This is a genomic window from Dokdonia sinensis (assembly GCF_003688895.1).
Classification (GTDB): Bacteria; Bacteroidota; Bacteroidia; order Flavobacteriales; family Flavobacteriaceae; genus Dokdonia; species Dokdonia sinensis.
Window position 1 is genome coordinate 49,033 of record NZ_REFV01000001.1, and the last position, 22,646, is coordinate 71,678.

General features: G+C 39.4%; 8 protein-coding genes. All 8 read left to right on the top strand.

Annotated elements, in window-relative coordinates:
* Positions 1-109: 109 nt before the first annotated feature.
* The 8 genes from EAX61_RS00205 (at position 110) to EAX61_RS00240 (ending at position 22,626) form a co-directional block, all read left to right on the top strand.
* Entirely contained in the window at positions 110-1,378 is a 1,269-nt protein-coding gene (locus tag EAX61_RS00205) for a DUF6638 family protein (protein WP_121915978.1), read from the top strand.
* Positions 1,379-1,481: 103 nt separating this feature from the next.
* Complete coding sequence (locus EAX61_RS00210; RefSeq protein ID WP_121915645.1) at positions 1,482-2,006, top strand: hypothetical protein; 525 nt, start codon at positions 1,482-1,484, stop codon at positions 2,004-2,006.
* Positions 2,007-2,084: 78 nt separating this feature from the next.
* Complete coding sequence (locus tag EAX61_RS00215) at positions 2,085-3,755, top strand: hypothetical protein (RefSeq protein ID WP_201739393.1); 1,671 nt, start codon at positions 2,085-2,087, stop codon at positions 3,753-3,755.
* 65 nt (positions 3,756-3,820) lie between these two features.
* Entirely contained in the window at positions 3,821-4,741 is a 921-nt protein-coding gene (locus tag EAX61_RS00220; protein WP_147448310.1) for a geranylgeranylglycerol-phosphate geranylgeranyltransferase, read from the top strand.
* A complete protein-coding gene (locus tag EAX61_RS00225) occupies positions 4,728-5,315 on the top strand; it encodes a Maf-like protein (protein ID WP_121915647.1) in 588 nt (195 codons plus the stop codon). Before EAX61_RS00220 ends, EAX61_RS00225 begins: the two co-directional genes overlap by 14 nt.
* Before the next feature lie 272 nt (positions 5,316-5,587).
* Complete coding sequence (locus EAX61_RS00230) at positions 5,588-10,432, top strand: M14 family zinc carboxypeptidase (protein WP_121915648.1); 4,845 nt, start codon at positions 5,588-5,590, stop codon at positions 10,430-10,432.
* Positions 10,433-10,696: 264 nt separating this feature from the next.
* Positions 10,697-16,741: a DUF8202 domain-containing protein gene (locus EAX61_RS00235; RefSeq protein WP_121915649.1), complete on the top strand. Its 6,045-nt coding sequence runs from the start codon at positions 10,697-10,699 to the stop codon at positions 16,739-16,741.
* Positions 16,742-17,040: 299 nt separating this feature from the next.
* Positions 17,041-22,626 (top strand): DUF8202 domain-containing protein, encoded by a 5,586-nt coding sequence (locus EAX61_RS00240; RefSeq protein WP_121915650.1) that lies wholly within the window; start codon positions 17,041-17,043, stop codon positions 22,624-22,626.
* Positions 22,627-22,646: the final 20 nt, after the last annotated feature.

Below are 22,646 nucleotides of genomic sequence, written 5' to 3' on the forward strand. Positions count from 1 at the left end.
TGCTTTCGCGAAAGCGTGACTAGAATAAAATTAGATTTCCGCCCCTGCCTGCCGGCAGGCAGGTTCGCAGAAATTAAATGAATGAATTCCGCCTTTGCGGAAAATGAATATGGAAAAACTAAAAGCAGCAGGATTATACGGAGGAGCGCTCGTAACACTTACGGGAGCACTTGCGAGACGCTATAACGAGTGTCTTGCGATGCTGGGTGTTGCCCCTACAAAACTGGAGCGCTTTTCCATAGATGCGATGGGCTGGAGTCCAGAAATTGCAGCCGAAAAACAAGAAGATTTCTACTTAAACAGTGGTGAGGCAAATACGAATGCCATCATTATCTCACCAGCACAGCGGGATAAGCCAGTGCATATGCCCAGTCATAGTTTTGACCGTGACCTGATGGAGGCGGTTTTTACCGCTTTCGCAAAAGCAATCAAAGACATCACAAAAGACAGCGCCCTTTGTGTTCACATAGATCAGAAAATTGATACGTTTTTTGAGCCTTTTGACTTGTTACGATATGACAAGATCACAGTCAGTTTTGAAGTACTCAATAAGTTGGATATTGTACAGCAAGAGCAGAATAATCTTATTACCACGCTTACAACAGGCAATAATTTTATAGATCGAGATATACACAGACAACTGCTGGAAAGCGCTAAAAACTATGGCGACTTGCGCAACCGAAAGTTATCCATAGACCCGATGACCTTAGAGGTAAAATCGTTTTACACGAGAGCCTTTGGCGGTGTGTTTGTCCTGCGCGATTTTATTAAAGATATTTTGATTTTTGAGGATAAAGCCGTTTTTGAAAAAGCAATTCAAGATACAGGGCACGATGTGTTACTTTTTCATATCTCGCACGATGAAATGTTGAGCACGCTGGTGAGTCATCTCGTTCTTGAAAACGATATGAAGAAGGCCTCAAAAAGCAGTCGCTATGACAGAATAAAAAAACATCGCTTTATGCAGTCAGTAACAGAAACAGAGCATCCTTTAAGCGAGATTCTAGACAGTCATTTTCTATTTAAAAAATACCTTTCTGGATTAGACATCAATGCTCAGAAACAACTGAATGGTGTTGAGACGTATTTCCAAAAAGTCATTATTAACAAAGAATTGAAACAAAAAGACTTTATAGACGACCTATACTACAAAGCATTACATATACCACATTCCGCAATGGAGGACGAGCTAAAATCGCTGGTTTGGAAGTTGCTCGTAAAGATTGCTCCCGTAGACCCTGTTCACTTATTTTGGTATGACAAGACGACATTTTACAAGCTATACGAGGGTTGGGATGAGTCTTATAAAGAATGGGTAATTGCTCAGATTCTTGAAGAGAATAGGAAGAGCGTTAAGAGTTTAGAGTTCAGAGTTTAGAGTTTAGAGTTTAGAGTTTAGAGTTTAGAGTTTAGAGTTTAGAGTTTAGAGTTTAGAGTTTAGAGTTTAGAAAAAAAATAATTAAAATCCTCAATCAAAAAATATGACATTAGAAATTATCATTTTCATTCTCGCCATTCTCTTTGGGATTATTCTGTACTGGAGTGAGTCTAAAAGCAACCGCATTTATAAGTTTATCAATAGGCTTACCCATAACGAAGAGCTGCAGATGAAAGCTGGAAACCGAAAGGGATTCGTACACAAACAACCTTTTTTAATGCGACTGGTTTATGTAACGTTACTGTTTGTAATTGCTGGTGTCATCGTGCAATTTGTTACACCTATAAACGCATTTTATGTTCAGTATTTTGCTTCGGCGATTGTGGGGACTTTGATTGGGACGTATCTCGCGAGTGCGGTACTTTTTGCTAAGGAAAGCACAAGCAAGGAAACTCTTGAAAAAACTTTTGAAAAAGGAAAAACTGCTGTTGAAGATTTTACAGAAGACCTCAAAGACCGTTTTGAAAAAGAGGAAGCACCAGAAGCAGAACTTAAGCCAGATCCTAACGCTCCCACAAATAAAAAAAGTGCTCGGGATCGATTTAAGGATAAGGGGATGATAAAGTAGAAGTTGGGAGCCGGAAGTTGGAAGTTGGAAGTTGGAAGTTGGAAGTTGGAAGTTGGATGAAATTTAATGATATAAGTAATGATAAAAACATACTGGAATAAAGGAGGGAAACAGAAACGTATCGTGATAATAAGCGGTATTATTCTCTTACTGCTGCTTTTCTTTTTACGTGATGACTATCAGCCAGCGCTTCTGTTTTTAAGGAAGTATGTGTTTGTAATTTTAGTGAGTTTGCTCTTCTTGTGGTTAACGCTTAGAAAATTTCGCGCAAGCGCACAGACAGGAAGGCGCATTTTAATTCTTGCTGGAATTGGGGCATTCTTTTTTACGATTTGGTTTCTAGGTTGGAAGACGGGACTGTATCAATATATGCAAACCTATAATGTTTACAATAACCTCAACAAGATAGAATTACAGGAGTTACCACTGACACGTAACGAGCGCATACAACCATACAACAACATTGTTACGATGGCCTACGAGTCTGTAGGGGAAACGCAGGAAGTATCGCCACCACAGCTGGTGCGCATTGACACGGTAAATCAATGGACGATGGCCGTACAACCTGCTAAAGAATACTCTTGGCAACGTATGAACGACAACACAGAGGAACTATTTACGGTAGAAAGCACCTCACCATTCCCGCGATTTTCCACAGATAATCGTATTCCGGTGACTTTTTCTATTGGCGAATCACTGGCCTTTAGTCGAAACACTTATAATGCGGTGGTGCAACGTTTCAATTTCTTTCAGTTGTTCACACTAGAGCCTAGCCAAGTGTATTATATGAAAAACGATGCTGGAAAATGGGTGCAGGTTGTAAACCTGATAAAATGGAAAGGATTTTTCTTCCCATATCCCTCTTACGGTGGAGTGATGATTATAGACTCTGGAGAACACGACGCAGGAGATTATCTTGAACGTATTACCATAGGAAAGGGAACGTATGTCGCGCCAGATGAAATTAAGAATTATCCATTCCTTACTAGGCAAAACACGCTGAGTGAAAAGGTCTCAAGACTACAAGCTAAATCATTGCAGTTTTTGGGTGGCTTTACAGATCCGCTACCGTGGAATATGGAGACTGCAGTTAAGATTCCAGATCTGGAAGATGACCAAAACCAACAACCCTTTGTCACCGATTTTGATTTTGATGGAATGGCTGTAGATGCTTACAGTGGTTTGTACCACTGGTTTGGGTTAGAGCCCATAGGCGATGAGCGCACGAGTCTTGCTTTCTCGATACTCATACCAGGAGACGGAACAGACAAGTTATATTATTACAATCACGCGGGCAAAAAGGAAGGTCTTGCTGGAGTAAGTGCTATGCCTCTAAAAGTGATTGAGTCGAGAAAAGAATACGATTGGTCTGTAAACAAGGCCGTCGAGTTTAGACCATTTATTAAAAAGATTGCCGGTAGGAAACGTCTCTTTGTCATCAGTACCATTGCCGCAAAGCGCGATGACAGTAAGAAATTTGATGGCGCAGCCACACCAGACCTTGCGCTTGTAGATGCTGAGTATCGTGATGTCATCTGGGTAGATGCAAAACACCCCTCGCAATGGGAAACTACCATACTGAAGCAACTGGGCGAAACCTGGAAAACATCAGAGCGTCTCACCGATGAACAGTTATATCCTGCCAAACAAAATCCTGATATTGAAGATGCTATTGAAGGAATGTCTATTCCGCAAGATACTATAATGACGGAGCGTCCCGTATCTATGCTCGATTCTTTGAATAACTAGAAGAGCGATTGATGTTTTCGGGATTTTGGAATTGGTATATTTGACCAAAGCAACTCATCATTCTTGTGCTGTTCCTAAAAATCATACGACTTCCCAATCTCGTGATGATGGCTCTTTTACAGGGTGTCGTTCAGTTTGGGGTGCTTCCCTATTTTTCAGAGGCAAGGCAATTATCTTCAGCCGAATTTGTGCTTCTCGTTCTGGCGACGGTTTGTATTGCAGCAGGCGGTTACATACTAAATGATTACTGCGATGTAAGAACCGATTTAGTCAATAAACCAGGACGGGCTATTGTGGGAAGTACGCTTTCGCGAAAGCGAACTCTACATCTCTATCTTATCACCACAGGGCTGGGACTATTTTTAGGAGCTCTATTATGCCTAGTAGCACAAAAGTGGGTGCTATTCTTGTTATTTGTAGCGATTGTCGCGATGTTAAATTTTTACTCAAAAAGCCTGAAGGGTGTTGCCGTTTTAGGTAATCTTCTGGTGAGTTGGCTCGTTGCGCTTACCCTAATCACGATAGCGCTTTTTGCAATACCATTTGCTCACTTAGAGCCAAAAGTTATATCGCAAAGTGATTTTGCCCGCGTGATCTGGTACTTTATCGTCTTTGCGATGGTACTTACATTCCTACGGGAAGTCGTAAAGGACCTTGAGGATATAAAAGGTGACTATGCATCTGGACATAAAACATTGCCCATTGTTTTTGGCATTGAGAGAACCGCAAGGTTTGCATCGGTGTTTGGGATGGCTTGTTTATTTCTCATCGCTTTGTTTACTTTTACCGCAATTACAAATCATATCCTACAAGGAGCCCTTATTATGGGCACCGTTGCACCTTTAGGATATGTGGCGTCACAACTTTGGGAGGCTAGGAAGCCAGAACAATTTGGCCGATTGTCCACCATACTTAAGATCGTAATGCTTGTAGGTGTACTTCTTATACCATTCATCGCTCAATATATTGCACATGCTCAAGGATAAACTCAAACATAAAAACATCATCCTCGCCTCTGGTTCTCCCAGACGACAACTCTTTTTTAAAGAACTAGGGTTGGATTTTACTATTGATCTTAAACCAGTGGACGAGATTTTCCCTGAGCTTTTAAAAGGAAGTGAGATTACAGATTACCTATCACAACTCAAGGCTTCTGCTTTTAGTGAACTAGGCAAATCAGACATTTTAGTAACCAGCGACACCATCGTGTGGCATATGGATAAAGCCCTTAATAAACCACAAGATCGTGCAGAAGCCGTGACTATGATTTCCAGCCTCTCCGGAAATACCCACGAGGTCATTACCTCTGTATCCTTTACCACTTCAAAAAAGCAGGTTACTATAAATGACACTACAAAAGTCACTTTTAAAACCCTCACTCCTGCCGAAATAGATTATTATATCGATAATTTTCAGCCCTATGACAAGGCCGGTGGCTATGGCGTTCAAGAATGGTTTGGCTACATAGCCGTGACGCATATTGATGGATCATATTTTAATGTGATGGGAATGCCATTGCATAAAGTTTATGAAATCTTAAATCAACTTGCTGGGCATTAGACCAACCTTACTCAGGGCTATTGTGTCACTAATGATTTAAAGATTATTTCAATTCCGCTTTCGCGAAAGCGAACAACATCAAGTAAAAACGTTTACATTCTAACTGGAAAATTTGCATTTATGTCGAAAAACATCGATTAAATGCTATTTTATTTCGATGTTATACACAAATAATCGTGTTTTACTTGTTTGTACTTTTCTTTTTTTATTACATTTGGTTACCCAAATTATTGAAAGTCATCCTCAAGAGAGCTTTCAAAACTTACCTAAATATGAAGAAAATTACATTATTGACAGCACTTATTTGTGCCCTTTCTGTTTTTAGTCAAGATAGTCCACAACGTATTTCTATATCAAATATAGACCAGTCAAAAGCAACGTTACTTACAGATGCTGGTATCGACTTGCGATGTGGAGCTCAAATTAATGAAGGTAACCTCATATTAGAACTAGGTCCTAACGAGCTCAACACCCTTAAAGATTTAAACGTAGATTATAAGGTTGAAATAGAAGATCTTTTTGACTTCTATAAAGAGCAAACTGACCGCTACTTACCTATAGCAAAGCGAGAACTAGAGTTGAGTAAACGAGCCACCAAGGCAACTAAAACCTCTACAGGTAGTGTTATTTTGGATAGCTTTCTTCAAACAGAAGGGACACAAGAAGTAGATTGGGTCACCCCTACTAACTTTAAACTAGGTGCATCTATGATGGGATGCCTTACAATAAGTGAGGTAGAGTCAGAAATGAATTTAATGCACTCCTTTTTTCCTAATTTGATTTCGGCAAAGATGGATGCAGGAGCTCCTTCTAATACAAAAACCTATGGAAACACGCTAGGGACTGCTACTTGGGGACCTCAGACAGTATATTACTCCAGAATGACTAGTGATCAAGATTCTGATGAAGGCACTAAACCTCAAATTCTCATCACCTCAATGATTCACGCCCGTGAGGTCAGTGCTCTTATGAGTAATATGTTTTTTATGTGGTATTTACTAGAGAACTATGCTACAGACCCTGCAATAAAGCATTTACTCGATAATAATGAAATTTACTTTATCCCTGTTGTAAATCCAGACGGATTACTTTGGAATGAAACCATAGCACCGAGTGGCGGCGGGTTTCAACGTAAGAACCTACGTGTAAACTCTGGTGATAGTGGAACAATAAACATAAATAACAACGATCGGGGTGTTGACTTAAATAGGAATTTTGATTACTTTTTTGGAAGTGCAGGTTCTGGTTCTTCAGGAGTTCCAAGTGCAGATTCATATAGAGGTCCTAATGCTTTTTCTGAGCCAGAATCGAGAATACTAAGAGATTTTGTTTTGTCTAGGAATTTTGAAACTGGATTGATGAACCACTCCTTTGCAAATGGGATTCCTCATCCTTACGGAGGTAATCCTACGTTTACCTCGGGCAGGGAAGATGAGATGCATAAGATGCACGAGGATATGACAAAATATAACCGTTATGTTTCTGGTGCTACTATTTTTTCTGCTGCAAATGGTATAGCAGATGACTGGATGTTAGGCGGTAACATAGATGGTAATGGCTCAGTTGGATCTGGACAAAATATTCTTGCTACAACTCCAGAACACGGAGGTACAGGTTTCTGGCCTAACCCTACTGACATTACACCTATTGCTAAAACAGGAATGCGTATCTATCTTACTGCAGTTTACTATGGTGGAAAGTATGCACGCCTTCACGACTTAACACAAAGCGATATTGCAACAATAACGGCAGATCTTGATTTTGGTATAGAGCGGGTTGGTTTAGCAGGAAGTAACTTTTCCATAGAACTCTCGCCTGTTTCGAGTAATATCGTGTCTATGACATCGCCTACGACACAAAGTCTTACAATGCTGGAGCAAAAGAACGTCTCTGGAACGGTGACTTTAGACCCATCTATACAACCTAACGATATTATTGAGTATAATGTTAAGTTACGTAATGAAGATAACGTCGTCATTTATGATGTGAATATCAAAAAGTATTTTCAGCCCTCGGTAATCTTTGCAGATGATGTGGATGCAAATGGATTGAGTAACTGGACGGTAACTGGAGATTGGTCTACAACAAATCAAAAACCTTATGCAGGCTCGCCATCTGGCAATACATCTATACGTAGCACCGCTACAATACCTTACGTAAATAATGGAAATGGTGTACTCACAACGAGCACATCCTATAGTCTTACAGATGTAAGTGAAGCTGTAGTGCAGTTTTATACGAAATGGGATCTAGAGCGTAACTTTGACTTTGTTGAGATTCAAGGTTCGACAAATGGAACTTCTTGGACTCCTCTAACAGGAAAATACAATAAACCAGAAGCTCAAAGTAATACTAATGATGCACACGGAGGTAAAATTGGACTTCACGGATTTCAGTCTGGTGCGAGTAGTGGTCTGGTATATGACGGCGACCAGATGGATAAATGGGTAATGGAAGAAATTGAAATCTCCGCTGCTAAAAATAGTTTTTTATTAGGAAGCCCAACAGCATTTTTTAGATTCCGCTTTAGATCAGACGCTAATCAGCGTCCAGAAAGTTACAGCACGACGTATGAAGGATTTTCCATAGATGATTTTAAAATTATAGGGCCTCAAGTACCTTGTGCTCTGTCTGTTCCTACCAACATTTCCGTTTCTAATCTAGCAACGGTAAGTGCTACTATCTCTTGGGATGCAATTCCCTCTGCATCGTTTGATTTACGTTATAGGGAAAGTGGAACACCGTCGTGGACAACTATCGTAGATATAACCACCCCAACCTATGATCTTACTGGACTTTCCCAAAGTACACAATATGAGGTTCAAGTACGGACAAAATGCGATACAGATGTATCTGACTATAGTACTTTAGTGAACTTCACAACCCCGGCGCCAGGGGCGTATTGCACTTCAAATGGTAATAACTCGAGCGAAGAGTATATTTCTAATGTATCCCTAGGAACAATTGATAATCCTTCAACTTTAAATGAATCATCGAGTGGTTATACAGACTATACCTCCATCACGCCAGCAGATATAACTCTAAATAGTACTCCAACAATTTCTGTTGAAAAATCATTTGTGGGAGGTCCATTTACGGATGCAGTATCCGTTTGGATAGATTATAACCAAGACGGAGATTTTGATGATCCTGGAGAGCAAGTTATAGAAGATCCCTCCTCTACTAATAGTCTCGTCAATGTTGCTTTTAGTAATCCGGTCCCAGCAGATGCTTTGATAGGGAATACTAGAATGCGCGTAGTGATGAAATTTCAAGGTGGTACTAATAATACGGCAGCCCCTGCTTCTTGTGGAACATACAATTTTGGAGAAACAGAAGATTATACTGTAAACATTGTAGAAGGACCTACATGCGAAATGACAACAATCTATAATGGGAGCTGGAATAATGGTTTTCCCGATAGTGCAAAGGAAGCTATTATAAATTCAAGCCTTACACTTAATACGTTAGATTTAGAATCCTGCTCACTTACTATAGAAGCTGGTGCAACCTTAACTATAAATGCTGGCCACTATGCCCGTATTCAAGGGGATATTGTTGTAAATGGTACATTAATTATCGCACACGAAGGAAGCTTAGTCCAAGTAGATAATAATGCTAACGTAACTAAAAACGCTGGAGGAGTGATAGAAGTTCACAAGACTTCTCTGGATATGAAACCCCGTGATTTTATGTTTATGAGTAGCCCTATGACCGCCGAAACGCGCGATGGCGTATTTGGCAATGTTATCGATGCGGCAACAAGCACCCTTGATCAAGCCTTTAGAGTTATTTATCTAAACCCTGAGAATTTTCAAGCAGATCCTGTAGTAACAGGTTACGGACCCTATGCTGGTGCAGAAACTTTTTTAAGTGTTGACAACACCTTTTTAGGTAATCACAATGCTAGTGAAGCAATCATTCCTGGAGAAGGATACATTATTTATCCTCAAGATTCTTATCTAGCAAATGGAATTACAACGACCTACGATTTTAACTTCAATAAAGGAACACTTAATAATGGGATTGTAAATTACCCTATTCAATATAACGGAACTACCATAGATAACTTCAATCTTATAGGTAATCCATATGCTAGCGCTATAGATATCAATAAACTTATTGCGGCAAATCCTATGATTAACGAAGTTTACTTCTGGGAACATGTGACTACTCCTAACAATAGCCTCCCAGGTTATTTAGGAGAGAATCCATCGATGCAAGATTTTTCTATGCGCAACCTTACTACAGGTATGCCTGCCGTAAATAATCCAGGAAGTACGCCTAGTCAGTTTATTGCATCTGGACAGGGGTTTGCCATAAAAGCAGACCAAGCCTACTCCACCACAGATCCTGTTGTAACGTTTACAAATGAGATGCGTAGTACAGGAAACAATGACCAGTTTAAGAATACCGCCGAAGAAAAAGATTTGATATGGCTCAAAATATCTAATGAATTATTTGAGCTTGAAAGTAAAACAGCAATAGGCTTTTTACCTCAAGCGACAGAAAAACTTGATAAAGGATATGATAGTAAGCGTCTAGGTACTCCCCTTTCCATATTCTCTTTACTGAAAGATGGAACACAGCTGGGTATTCAGGGTTTAGGAGAATTTGACAACACTAAGGTGATCCCAATAGGCTTTGCCACAGCGATTGAACAGGTAACTACATATAGTATATCGCTAGATGATATAACAGGACCCTCGTTACAAAATACCGAAGTATATCTAATAGACACCACGTTTGAAACGTATACAAACCTTAGAGAAAAACCTCACGTGTTTACGGCAACAACCGCTAATGACGGAAATCGATTTTACCTAGCATTCAATAAGAATGAAACACTAGGTATTAATCAGGAATCTGTACTCTCTGATAGTATTGCCATTTACCCAAATCCAGTCAAAGAACGTTTTACAATATCTTATGATGGCAGAAGCATCCTTTTGAAGGCTATAGTAACCGATGTTCAAGGGAAGATGATTCAAGAATTTGACCTATCAAACTTTAAGTCTCTTAAATCTTTTGATTTAGCTAACTACGCTACAGGAATCTATTTTGTGCAAATTCAGTCATCCGCAGGGGTGGTTGTAAAACGTATTCTAAAACAATAATTATTCAAAAATTAATAAGGAGCATCTAAAGAAATTTAGATGTTTTTTTTTGCTTTCGCGAAAGCGTATTTAGCCATCAAACACTCTTTCATAAGTTTTTTGAGATATAGCACACGATTTTAAAAACATCGATGAAATACACAATTATAGGTCTAAATACGCATTTTTATGGTTTTTTGTTCGTTTACATTAAGAAAGTTTGTAATTTGTTCATACCAAATATGCAAAATGTCTATCCCAAATGGCATTTGAAACCTACTCATTATGAAAACAACTTTACTCAAGGATGTCTTGCGCCTTGTTGGCCTTTTATCAGCTCTTTTTTTCGTTTTCGGAAATACAATAGCTCAGACTACTCTATTTAATGCAGACTTTGCAAATGGGGGTGGTGATAATGCATGGAGCTCGTCTACTAATGTTGGTAGTACCTGGGAACGCGTAGGAGCTTCTCAGAATGTAAGGATAAATCCCAGAAATGTTTACGATAACAGTTCATTTTCAGATTATATAAGCCGCACTATCGATTTTACTGGATATGGCGATTTAGTGCTTGACGTAGACTTGTATTGTGACACAGAATTTGGATATGACGGTATGCGTATCGAGTACTCGATCGCAGGTGGTGCTTGGACTCCCCTAGGAACTCAAGCCTCTGGTTTCTATAATGATACTGGAGTAGATGCTATAGGCTTTGGTGCAGACGGATGGTCTGGTAATCAGGGTGATTTTAGTAAATCTATAGACCTTAGTGCCTTTGACGCCTCATTTGATAATGAAAGTGATGTAAGGTTTAGATTTCTGTTTGCTTCTGATGGTAGTATACAAGGTAACGATGTACGATTTGATAATTTCAGAATTACTGGAGACACCTATGTTCCCTCTTATTGCACATCTGGAGGGTTTATAAACCCTTCAGTTATTAGAAGAGTTGCGATAAACACAATAGATAACAATACGCCTATTGAAAACATAGGTTATTCGGATTTTACAAATCTATCGACCAATTTGCAACAAGGAAGCACACATAATCTTATTGCTCAAGTTAATACTAATGGCAACAATTATTTTGAAATAAAAGCTTGGATTGATTGGAATCAAGATTATGATTTTGATGATGCCGGCGAAGAATATAATTTAGGTACAGCTACAAATGTCACAAATGGGGCAACATCTAATTCTCCTCTATCGATAACTGTTCCATTAGGAGCAACACTCGGAAATACTAGGATGAGAGTTGTGAGTTATTGGAATGGAACTCCTACTTCTTGTAGTACTAACTTCTATGGAGAAACCGAGGATTATACTATAAATGTTACTAATAACATTCCTGCTCCAGAAATTGAAATAACAGGAAACGGGAATAGTATAAATGACGGAGATACTGGGGTAAGTACAGCAAACGCAACTAATTTTGGAGGAACAGCAGTAGGAGCTACCATTGACCGCGTGTTTACCATAACAAATGCTGGAAATTTAAATCTTACTATAAGTTCTGCCACCTTAACAGGAGGTGATGCAGCTCGTTTTAATTTTATAACCTCTCCAGCTACGACCATTGCCCCGGGTACATCAAGTACATTTACCATACGATACACCCCTACAGTACTAGGTACAGATGGGACAACGGTCAGAATTTTAAGTAACGACTCAGATGAAGCCATTTTTACCTATGCTATTCAAGGTAGCGGTATAGACCCTACAGCAATAGTAGATGTTTACTGTGAAGATTTTGAGACTGGCTCTCATTCTTGGAGTGTGACTGATAATACAAATGGAGATTTCTCTAGAGGTACTGAAGGAACAGCCTCTTCAGGTGCAGATGGCGGCTATTTCTATTCGGATAGGGTTTCTGGTGGGTATTCTAATAATTCGTCTCTTGTCATCGAGAGTCCTACACTAGATTTTACAGGATATGAGCGACTTGTTTTTAATGCAGATATATGGTACGACTTTAGTAATGATGGTGATCCCGTCAACCCGACCCCTGACGGTTTTCAAATTCAATTTTCAGATAACGACGGGGTTACTTGGTACGCTTTAGGAGCAAAAGATGAAGGGTCAAATTGGTATAATAGTGACGTAGTTTATAATTTTGGAAACATCGTAGGCGGTACGTTTACTTACATAAATGGCTGGACTGGAAATAGTGGTGGATGGGTAAATGTATCCATTGACCTACATAGCCAGGCATTTGATAACAATCCTAACGTAAAATTTAGAGTTGATTTTAGGTCTGACTCGGGCACTACAGATATAGGGATGGCTTTTGATAATATTTGTGTTACGGGTAAGGCTATAGAAACGATTACTGATCCTACCTGTGGTCCTGCGGGAATAGGTGCTAATCTTAAATTATGGCTTCGCGCAGATGCTATTTCTGGTGTGGTAGATGGTAATAACCTGAATATATGGGAGGACCAAGTGCTTAATGATGATTACAGAAATGCGACTGCATCTTCTGGCTCAGAGCCCTCTTACAGAAATAACACTACAGATAACCTCAATTTCCATCCCGTTGTTAAATTTGATGGTTTAAACACCTATATGACAGGTAAAGACGGTTTTTACTCTGATGAATTTTATATCGTAATAAAACCGGATTCAGCAATATCTGCGGCATCTTCTCCTAATGATATTTTTTGTGGGGATGACTATGTGAATGTTGCTCCTTCTGAAGATGTAACGGGCTTTGAGTTGGGCAACACCTCGGCTCGCTTTAACAATGATGTTGCGGCATTCAATCTTGGGACACAGCTGGACTACGGTGTTGCCGAGATAAGCACAACTAAAATCATTGAAGGTGGGAATATTTTTAATGGAAGAACAAACAATTCGAATGATGGTCTAGAATTATTTCAAAACGGACTTAACATAGGGAACAGCATTGCAAATACTTCAAAATTTTCTAAAGTCCAGAACTCAAGGTATTTTTTAGGACGAAGTGAATTTTTTGGGCCTCAGTATGCGGGCGATATTGTTGAAGTTATCTCCTATTCTCAGAGCAATTCTGACATTGATCAACAGAAAATCCAATCGTATCTGGCCACTAAATATGGTATTACTTTAGGAACAAATGGTACTAGTCTAAATTATGTAGATACAGATGCCAATATCATATGGGATATTTCTGAAGATAGTGGTGCGTTTAATTATGATATCGCTGGTATAGGTAGAGACGACTGTTCTGAACTCAATCAAAAACAATCTAAGAGTATAAACTCTGATGCTTTACTCACCTTCGGACTTGGCGATATCTTTACAACAAATGCCGCAAATACGAACACATTCCCAAATGACAAGGACTTCCTTATGTGGGGCAATGACAATGGTGACTTGACAAGTGCATCTCCTATAGGGGTAGATTTAAGCGATGGCATAGCTGGAACTAGTACGCCTGTAGACTTTATAGCTATTAATAGAGTTTGGAAAGTGGTAGAGAGCGGCTCTATAGGATCTACAAAAATATCTATTCCAGAATCTGCTCTTACGGCCGTGATTACTCCTCCAGGTAACTTCTTAATGTTCATATCTGACACACCTAACTTTAATCCAACTTCAGATTATAGGGTTATGCAACTTAACGGTTCAAACCTTGAGACTACATTTGATTTTGATGGGACAAAATATATTACCTTCGGCTATGCTCCAGAATATCGGTTTGAGCGCTCCGTAACTTTTGGAGGAGTGGGAGATTATCTAGATGCCGGAGATGTACTAGATCTCGCTTCAGAGTTTACGATCTCTGTATGGGTAAATAGAGGTCCTAATTCTGGGAATAAAGAGCTTATTGCCAAAAGAAATGATGGCCCTTGGAACGAAGGTTATTCACTACGTTTAACAAGTAGCGGAGAGCCTAGGATGGTATGGAGAGATTCTGCAGGAACTAACAGGAACTTTAATTCTTCGGTAGTAATACCGCAGAATCAATGGCATCACATTGCCGTTGTTTATTCGGGAGGTACTGCAACTTTTTATATTAATGGTGTGGAAGACACGTCATTTAGCGCTCCAGCTCCAGCTCCTACAGCACAACACTTTACCATTGGAGCGGTAGATAGTAATAACCCTACTAATTTCTTTGACGGTATCCTAGACGAGGTACGCGTCTGGCAAGCTGCCTTATCAGAAAATCAGCTGCGTTATATAATGAATCAGGAAATTATTGAGCATTCTGATGGTTCTGTAAATGGAAAAATCGTTCCTCAAGATATTACTAAAAATGATATAAAAACGATTCCTTGGACTTCTCTGGATGGTTATTTCCCAATGAATTTATTTGCTTATACGAATATCAAGGATGAATCCAGCAATGGTCATATAGCAGCCATTAGAAATCTAAATACAGTAAGTGCCCAAACTGCACCTTTACCATATGTATCGACATCAGACGGGCAATGGAATACAGCTGGTACTTGGAAAAATGGAAGCACGTTATATACTCCAGGTTCAATAGCAAACCCCACTCTGGGAACAAATGTAGATTGGAATATTGTCCAAACAAATCACGAAGTAACTAGTCAAATTAACACAAATCTATTAGCACTAGATGTAAAGTCTTCTAAGGTTTTAATAGAAAACGATAGTAAGATTGAGGTAAGTCATTATCTTAATCTTGATGGGGTTTTAGACCTCGTAGGAGAGTCACAACTTGTTCAAACAGAAAATAGTGATTTAGACCCAACAAGTTCTGGGAATATAGAAAGGGACCAACAAGGAACTGCAGATACATTTACCTATAATTTCTGGTCATCACCTGTAAGCACTATGAATACAGGAGCAATAAATCAACCCTACACCGTTGCAAGCATTATGCTGGATGGCTCTGATGAGGATAATCCTTTATTTATAAACTTTACAGGGGGATATGATGGAAGTCCTGGACCTCCAATAACACTTAGTAACTTTTGGTTCTTCAAATATGCAAACCAGATATCCAGCACCTATTCTGCCTGGCAACACGTTGGATCTGGTGGCACAATGCTTCCTGGAGAAGGCTGGACTATGAAAGGACCAGGAACTGGAGGCGTCACTACGCCACAGAACTATACCTTTCTAGGTTTGCCCAATAATGCAACAAATTTAGAAACAATTGCTCTTCCAGTAAATGGAGGCAATGATTATCTCGTGGGTAACCCTTTCCCCTCTGCCCTGGACGCCCGTGACTTTATAACAGACAACCCACAACTTGATGGAACGCTATATTTTTGGGAGCATTGGGGAGGAGGATCACATTATCTTCAGCAATATCAAGGTGGGTATGCCATGTATAATTTATCAGGAGGTATCGAGGCAATGAGTCATCCTCTCGTTTCTCAGAGTGGTACTGGAACCAAAAAACCACAGCGGTATGTTCCTGTTGGGCAAGCATTTTTTGTAAAAGCAGTTAGTGATGGCGACATTACATTCTCAAACACTCAACGTAATTTTGTAAAAGAAAATCCAGCAAACTCAATTTTTCTAGACCCAGAAGGTGGCAGGAGTGCTCCAGCATCTGTCCCAGAACAAGATGACGATACCATCTTTGATGAGGAAGATACCAGAACAAAATTCAAATTTAGCCTTGATATTGTTGAGGGTATTAAGAGATTTTTACTGCTCACCCTAGATGAAAATACAACATACGGATATGACAGAGGATATGATGGCGAGGTAACCGATTTACAGAATAGTGATATGACCTGGCTTGTCTCAGATCGCAAAACGATTATCCAAGGAGCTCCGAATACAAATGACAATAGTGAATTTCCCTTATTCTTACAGTTACAAGATGATGAGACAATTATCATTTCAATAGAAAGTGAAGAATTTGTAAACTCGGAAGACATTGAGTATGTATTCATTTGGGATAAGTTACAGAATAGTCGGACAAACCTCAGAGAAGAAAATTTTACGATAAGTCTTCCTGCAGGTACTTACAATGATCGTTTTTCCATCGTATTTAGAGGTCAGAATGATAATGATCAAACGGATAATGAAGAAACGGAAGATGATAGTACTGATGAAGAATCAGAAGAAGATGAGTCTGATGATGAAGAAACATTAAATATACAAGACGAGAACCTTACGATACAGTCATTTATAGTACACTACAGTAAGGATAATAATGAACTCATAATTAACAATCCTTCCCAACATTCTGTTGAAAGTGCAAGACTATACAACATATTAGGACAACAAATCGAAGAATGGCCGCTACAGAGTAATTATGAAAAACTCATTTTACCATTACCGAACGTAAGTAAGGGTACGTATATACTCTCTTTTGGTGATCAGCAATACGTAGTCACTGCTAAAGTTATTATTTATTAAACTAAAAGAATATGAGACAGAAAAATGGCCATTTTAATATGGCCATTTTTTTTGTGTAAAAATCCTTCTTTACGACGGTGATTTTTTTTTACGCTTTCGCGAAAGCGTAACCCTTATAATTTACCTAAAATTAACATTTTTAAACTAACAGATGTTTGTTTTATCGACGAAATACATATAAATAGGTTTAAATACACAATTTTAACACTGAAAATTATTTTAGCTTACACAATTTTGTAATTTAGTGGTCCCAAATCATACGAAATAGCCCCAAACTATTTCTATTAACCTGCTTGATTATGAAACAAATTACGCTTCGCTCAACCCTACCCCAAGTTTGTGCCCTATTTTTTTTCTTAGTTCTTTTTCAAGACAACGTTACTGCTCAATACTGTACCTCAAACGGAAACGGAAACGATGGTTATACGACTGGTACGAGACGTGTTATTTTTAATACAATAGACAACCCAACACCTTTAGAGGATAACGCGTATAGTGATTTTACATCTATTGTTACCACAGTAATTCCTGGTGATACTCACAACCTCACCGTTCAGGTAAATACTGACGGAGCCTATACTGTGGGTACTAGAGTGTGGATAGACTGGAACCGAGATGATGATTTTACCGACGCTGGAGAAGAATATACCTTAGGTTCTGCTTATAATGTAACAAATGGTGCCACTACCCTGTCTCCATTACCGATTACCGTTCCTATTACGGCTAGTATAGGAGTGACTAGAATGCGAGTCTCAACGCGGTATAATTTCTATCCTAGTTCTTGTGGTACTGGATTTGACGGTGAGGTAGAAGACTATTCACTACTTATAAGTGCAGGAGTTCCCGCTCCAGAAATGGACGTGTACGGTAACAGTATTGAAATTGCAAATGGTGACACCACACCTACCACAGCAGACCATACTGACTTTGGGAGCAGCAATGTAGGATCTCCCGTAACGCACACTTTTACAATTCAAAATACTGGTACGCTCAACCTGACAACCACAACCCCGATCATAACAGGTAGTGCTAATTTTACACTTGATACAGCACCTGCCACGACTATAGGCAGTAGTACTAGTTCATCTTTTACTATTACCTATAATCCTACTGCACTCACAACAGACAGCGCGACTGTTACCATCCCAAATAATGATAGTGATGAGAATCCCTATACGTTTAGCTTAAGAGGGAGCGGAATTGATTCCTCTTCGCAATTTTCTGTCTATTGTGAGGATTTTAGTACGGCGGCCCACAATTGGAATAATACTACATCTACTAATGGAGATTGGAACAGAGGTACAGAAGCTACAGCATCTGCAGGAGCATCTGGTGAATACATATACACAGACAGAGCTAGCGGTCAGTATAACAACAATGCACATCACGTGTTTACAAGCCCAACAATAGATCTTAGTGGATATGAAAAATTAAATCTAAGTGTTGACCTGTGGTACGATATGAGTAACGACGGCAGCCTCACTAACCCAACACCGGATGGATTTCAGATTCAATTTTCAGACGACGGGGGGACAACATGGTATGCCCTAGGTGGCGTAGGAGAAGGCACTAACTGGTATACGAGTAAGGTCGTTTATAATTTTGACCAGATTACTGGAGGAAACTACGTTTATATAAATGGTTGGACAGGTAATAGTGGCGGCTGGATTAATGCTTCTATTGATTTACAATCTCAAGGTTTTGATAATAATCCTAACGTTCAGTTTAGAGTAGATTTTAGAAGTGATGGTGGTACAAGAGATGTAGGCGTTGCCTTAGATAATTTTTGTATAACTGGTTACGCAGCTGCAACTATTGTAGACCCCTCCTGTGGTCCCGCTGGTATAGGCTCTAATCTAGCACTATGGCTACGTGCAGATGCTGGTACAGGGGCTACAGTAGATGGTAATTTAATTAACAATTGGGAAGACCAAGCTTTTACAACCTCATTTACCAATGCTACGTCTCCATCTGGAGAAGAGCCTACCTATTATGATAATCCTACCAACAATGTGAATTTTAATCCAGTATTAAAATTTGACCCAACATCATCTTCTATGTATGGTAAGAAGGGTTATTATTCTGATGAGTTTTACATTGTAGTAAAGCCTAATACGCCGATAACATATTCTAGCGCCCCAAATGATATCTTTTGTGGAGATGATTACAGAGACTCTGCTCCTTCTGAGGATGTTACCGGCTTTGAAATGGGAGATACTTCAATTAGATTTTCAAACGACGTAGTAGCATTTAATCAAGGGCCTCAAACTAAATACGGTGTTGCAAATGTAAGTACTACACAGAGTTTTCAGAATGCAAATATCTTTAATGGTCGAGCTAAGGCTGCAAATAATGGCGCCCAACTTTACTGTGATGGGAATAATATAGGAAATACCGAAGTAAACGCTGGCTCATTTACAAGAATTGAAAATTCTAGATATTGGCTGGGTCGAAGTGAAGTTTTTGGAGCAAGTTATGATGGAGACATAATGGAAGTCATATCCTACTCAAGTCGTAATTCTGACGCAGATCAACAAAAAATTCAATCCTATCTTGCAATCAAATATGGTATCACTCTAGGCACAAACGGAGCTGCTCTTGATTATGTAGACTCTGATGGAAATGTTATCTGGGATGCATCTTCTGATGGTGCTTCATTTAATTATGATATCGCGGGAATAGGAAGAGATGATTGCTCTTCTTTGCATCAAAAACAATCAAAAAGTGTAAACCCCACTTCGTTGTTGACTTTTGGTCTTAACGATATACATCCTACAAACAGCACAAATCCTAATGCTTTTGCAAATAATAAGAACTACCTACTTTGGGCTCACGATAATGGTGATCTAGGAGCTTCTGCTCCAATAGTGGTCGATATGAGTTTCGGGGTACCAGGAGTAAATAGTGTGGTAGATTTTATTGCCGTCCAAAGAAGCTGGAAAGTCCAAGAAACTGGTAACGTAGGAATGACTAAGATTTCTATTCCAGAAATTGCCTTAAGTGCTACCATTACACCACCCGGTAAATTCTTGATGTTTATTTCTGATACTCCTAGTTTTAATCCTACTTCAGAATATACGATACTAGAACCTAACGGATCAAATCTCGAGACTTATTATGATTTTAACGGTACAAAGTACATCACTTTCGGTTATGCTCCGGAGTACTATTACGAGCGTGCAGTCACCTTTGATGGAGCGCAGGATTATATGGATGCTGGGAACAATCTCAACCTAAATAATTCTCAGTTTACTATATCTGCTTGGTTAAAAACAGACTCTAATGGAGGAGCTATAATGGCCAAAAGAAATGCTTCATTTACAGAAGGATATGAATTACGTTCAAATTTAGATGGAACTGTTGCTATGGAGTGGAGAAACGGTGGGCCTCAAGTTGTAAACTCAACGACCGTAATTCCTGTGGGAGAATGGCATCACGTAGCAGTTACCTACGGAGGTGGCCTAGCAAATTTATATATAGACGGTATTTTAGATACCGCTGCAGCACTCGGAAACCCAACTGCAAATAATCAATCTTTTACTATAGGCGCAGCTGACGGTGCAAATCCTTCTGATTTCTTTGAAGGGACGGTAGATGAAGTGCGCGTTTGGAATCAGTCCTTAACCGTAGACCAGCTTCGTTATATTATGAACCAAGAGATCCAGCAACACGGAGATGGTACAGTAGATGGTAAAATTGTACCTCAAGGAATCTCTAAAAATAACGTAAGTACTATTTCTTGGACTAACCTCGCTGGGTATTTCCCGATGAATCGTTACACTTTTACAAACGTAAAAGATGAATCTGGAAATGGACTCGTAGCAGCGATTAAGAACTTAGATACTGTAGACGAGCAAACAGCACCATTACCTTACGTATCTACTGCAGATGGTATATGGACAGCAGACGCAACTTGGGAAAATGGTAGTAATTTTCAACATCCCGCAGCAGTATCCATTGTCGATAATACTCAAACTGTAGATTGGAATATTGTCCAGACATCTCATAATGTGAACACACAGACTAATAATACGGTGCTAAGCTTAGAAGTGCTGGCAAATGAACTCTCTGTAGAGAATGATAGCAAAATTGAAGTTTCTCATTATCTACGTCTCAATGGCCTTATGGATCTTGTGGGAGAGTCTCAACTGGTTCAAACACTCAACTCTGATTTAGAATTAACAAGTTCAGGTAGTCTAGAGAGGGATCAACAGGGAACTGCAGACAAGTTTACTTATAACTACTGGTGCTCGCCTGTAAGTACTATTAACGCTAGTGCTTTAAATCAGGACTTCTCCATAGGTAGCTTAATGCGTGATGGTTCTGATGTAAATAACCCGATGGCCATTTCTTATACAGGAGGTTATGATGGAAGTCCTGGAACACCGATAACTCTTAGCGCATATTGGTTCTTTAAGTACGCAAACCAACCCTCTAGTACTTATGCAAACTGGCAATATGTGGGTCCATACGGAACTATGAAAGCTGGAGAGGGCTGGACAATGAAAGGACCTGGTACTGGGACCATAACCGATCCGCAGAACTATACGTTTGTGGGAAAACCAAACAACAGTACCACAGCGCAAGAAATAGCATTACATGTAAATGCAGATAATGATTACCTAATCGGAAATCCATTTGCTTCTGCTCTAGATGCAAATGATTTCATAAACGATAATCCGCATCTAGATGGTACTTTGTATTTCTGGGAACATTGGGGAGGCGGATCACATTACCTACAGCAATATCAAGGTGGTTACGCTATGTATAATCTATCTGGAGGTACACCGGCGGTAAGTCACCCTGAGGTAAGTTCTACAGGTTCAGGAACAAAAGTACCAGAACGCTATGTACCAGTAGGGCAAGGCTTCTTTGTAAAAGCACAATCTACGGGAACCATAAACTTAAGTAACACCCAACGTAACTTTGTAAAAGAAGGAGCGTCCTCTATATTTTTAAATGCAGAAAATAAAGCCGCTAGCGATGATAGCACCTACCAAAATGACGATACAATATTTGATGCCGAAGATGTAAGGACGAAGTTTCGATTTGTGTATGATGTGCCCGAAGGCATAAGAAGAGAGCTTTTGTTAACGCTAGATAACAATACAACATTCGATTATGATAATGGTTACGACGGCGTTATAAGCGATATGCAGGATGACGATATGACTTGGACGGTAGCCGATAGAAACGCGGTTATTCAAGGTGCTCCAAATGTTATTGACCAAACAATTTTTCCTCTTTACGTAAAAGTAGCAGCTTCTGGTAAACGAATTATACGTTTAAAAAGTGTAGACTTCGCAGAAGCTCCAGAGAATCAAACGATATTTCTTTGGGACCAATTAACAGATCATTACACAAACCTAAGGACAGGAGAATTTGTTATTCACTTAGAATCTGGGGTTTATAGCGATCGCTTTGCCATTGTTTTTGAAACAAAAGATGATACTTCAGAGGAAGAGGAAGAAACAGAAGAGGAAGAAACAGAAGAGGGAGAAGATGAAGAAAACGAGTCAGATCAGGACAATGAGGATGAGGATGAGGAGTCTGATCAAGATGATGAGACAGAGATAGAAGATGACAATGAAGAAACTTCAGAAGACGACGAAACATTAAGCTTAGAAGATAATTTAAATGACACTTCTGGTATTACTGCTTATTTTTCTCCCAACGATAATGCTGTACACATCGAGAATAAAGATCAGCTTACCATCGAGCGCATAGCGCTTTACAATATAGCTGGCCAACTCGTAATCAAATTATCTCCACAAACTAATTTACCTAGTCTTAGAATACCTATACACGATTTTAGTACGGGAGTCTATCTAATTAATGTCACGACCCCGGAAGGGATATACGGACACAAACTGGTTATAAAGTAAACGTATATTTTCTAGTCAAT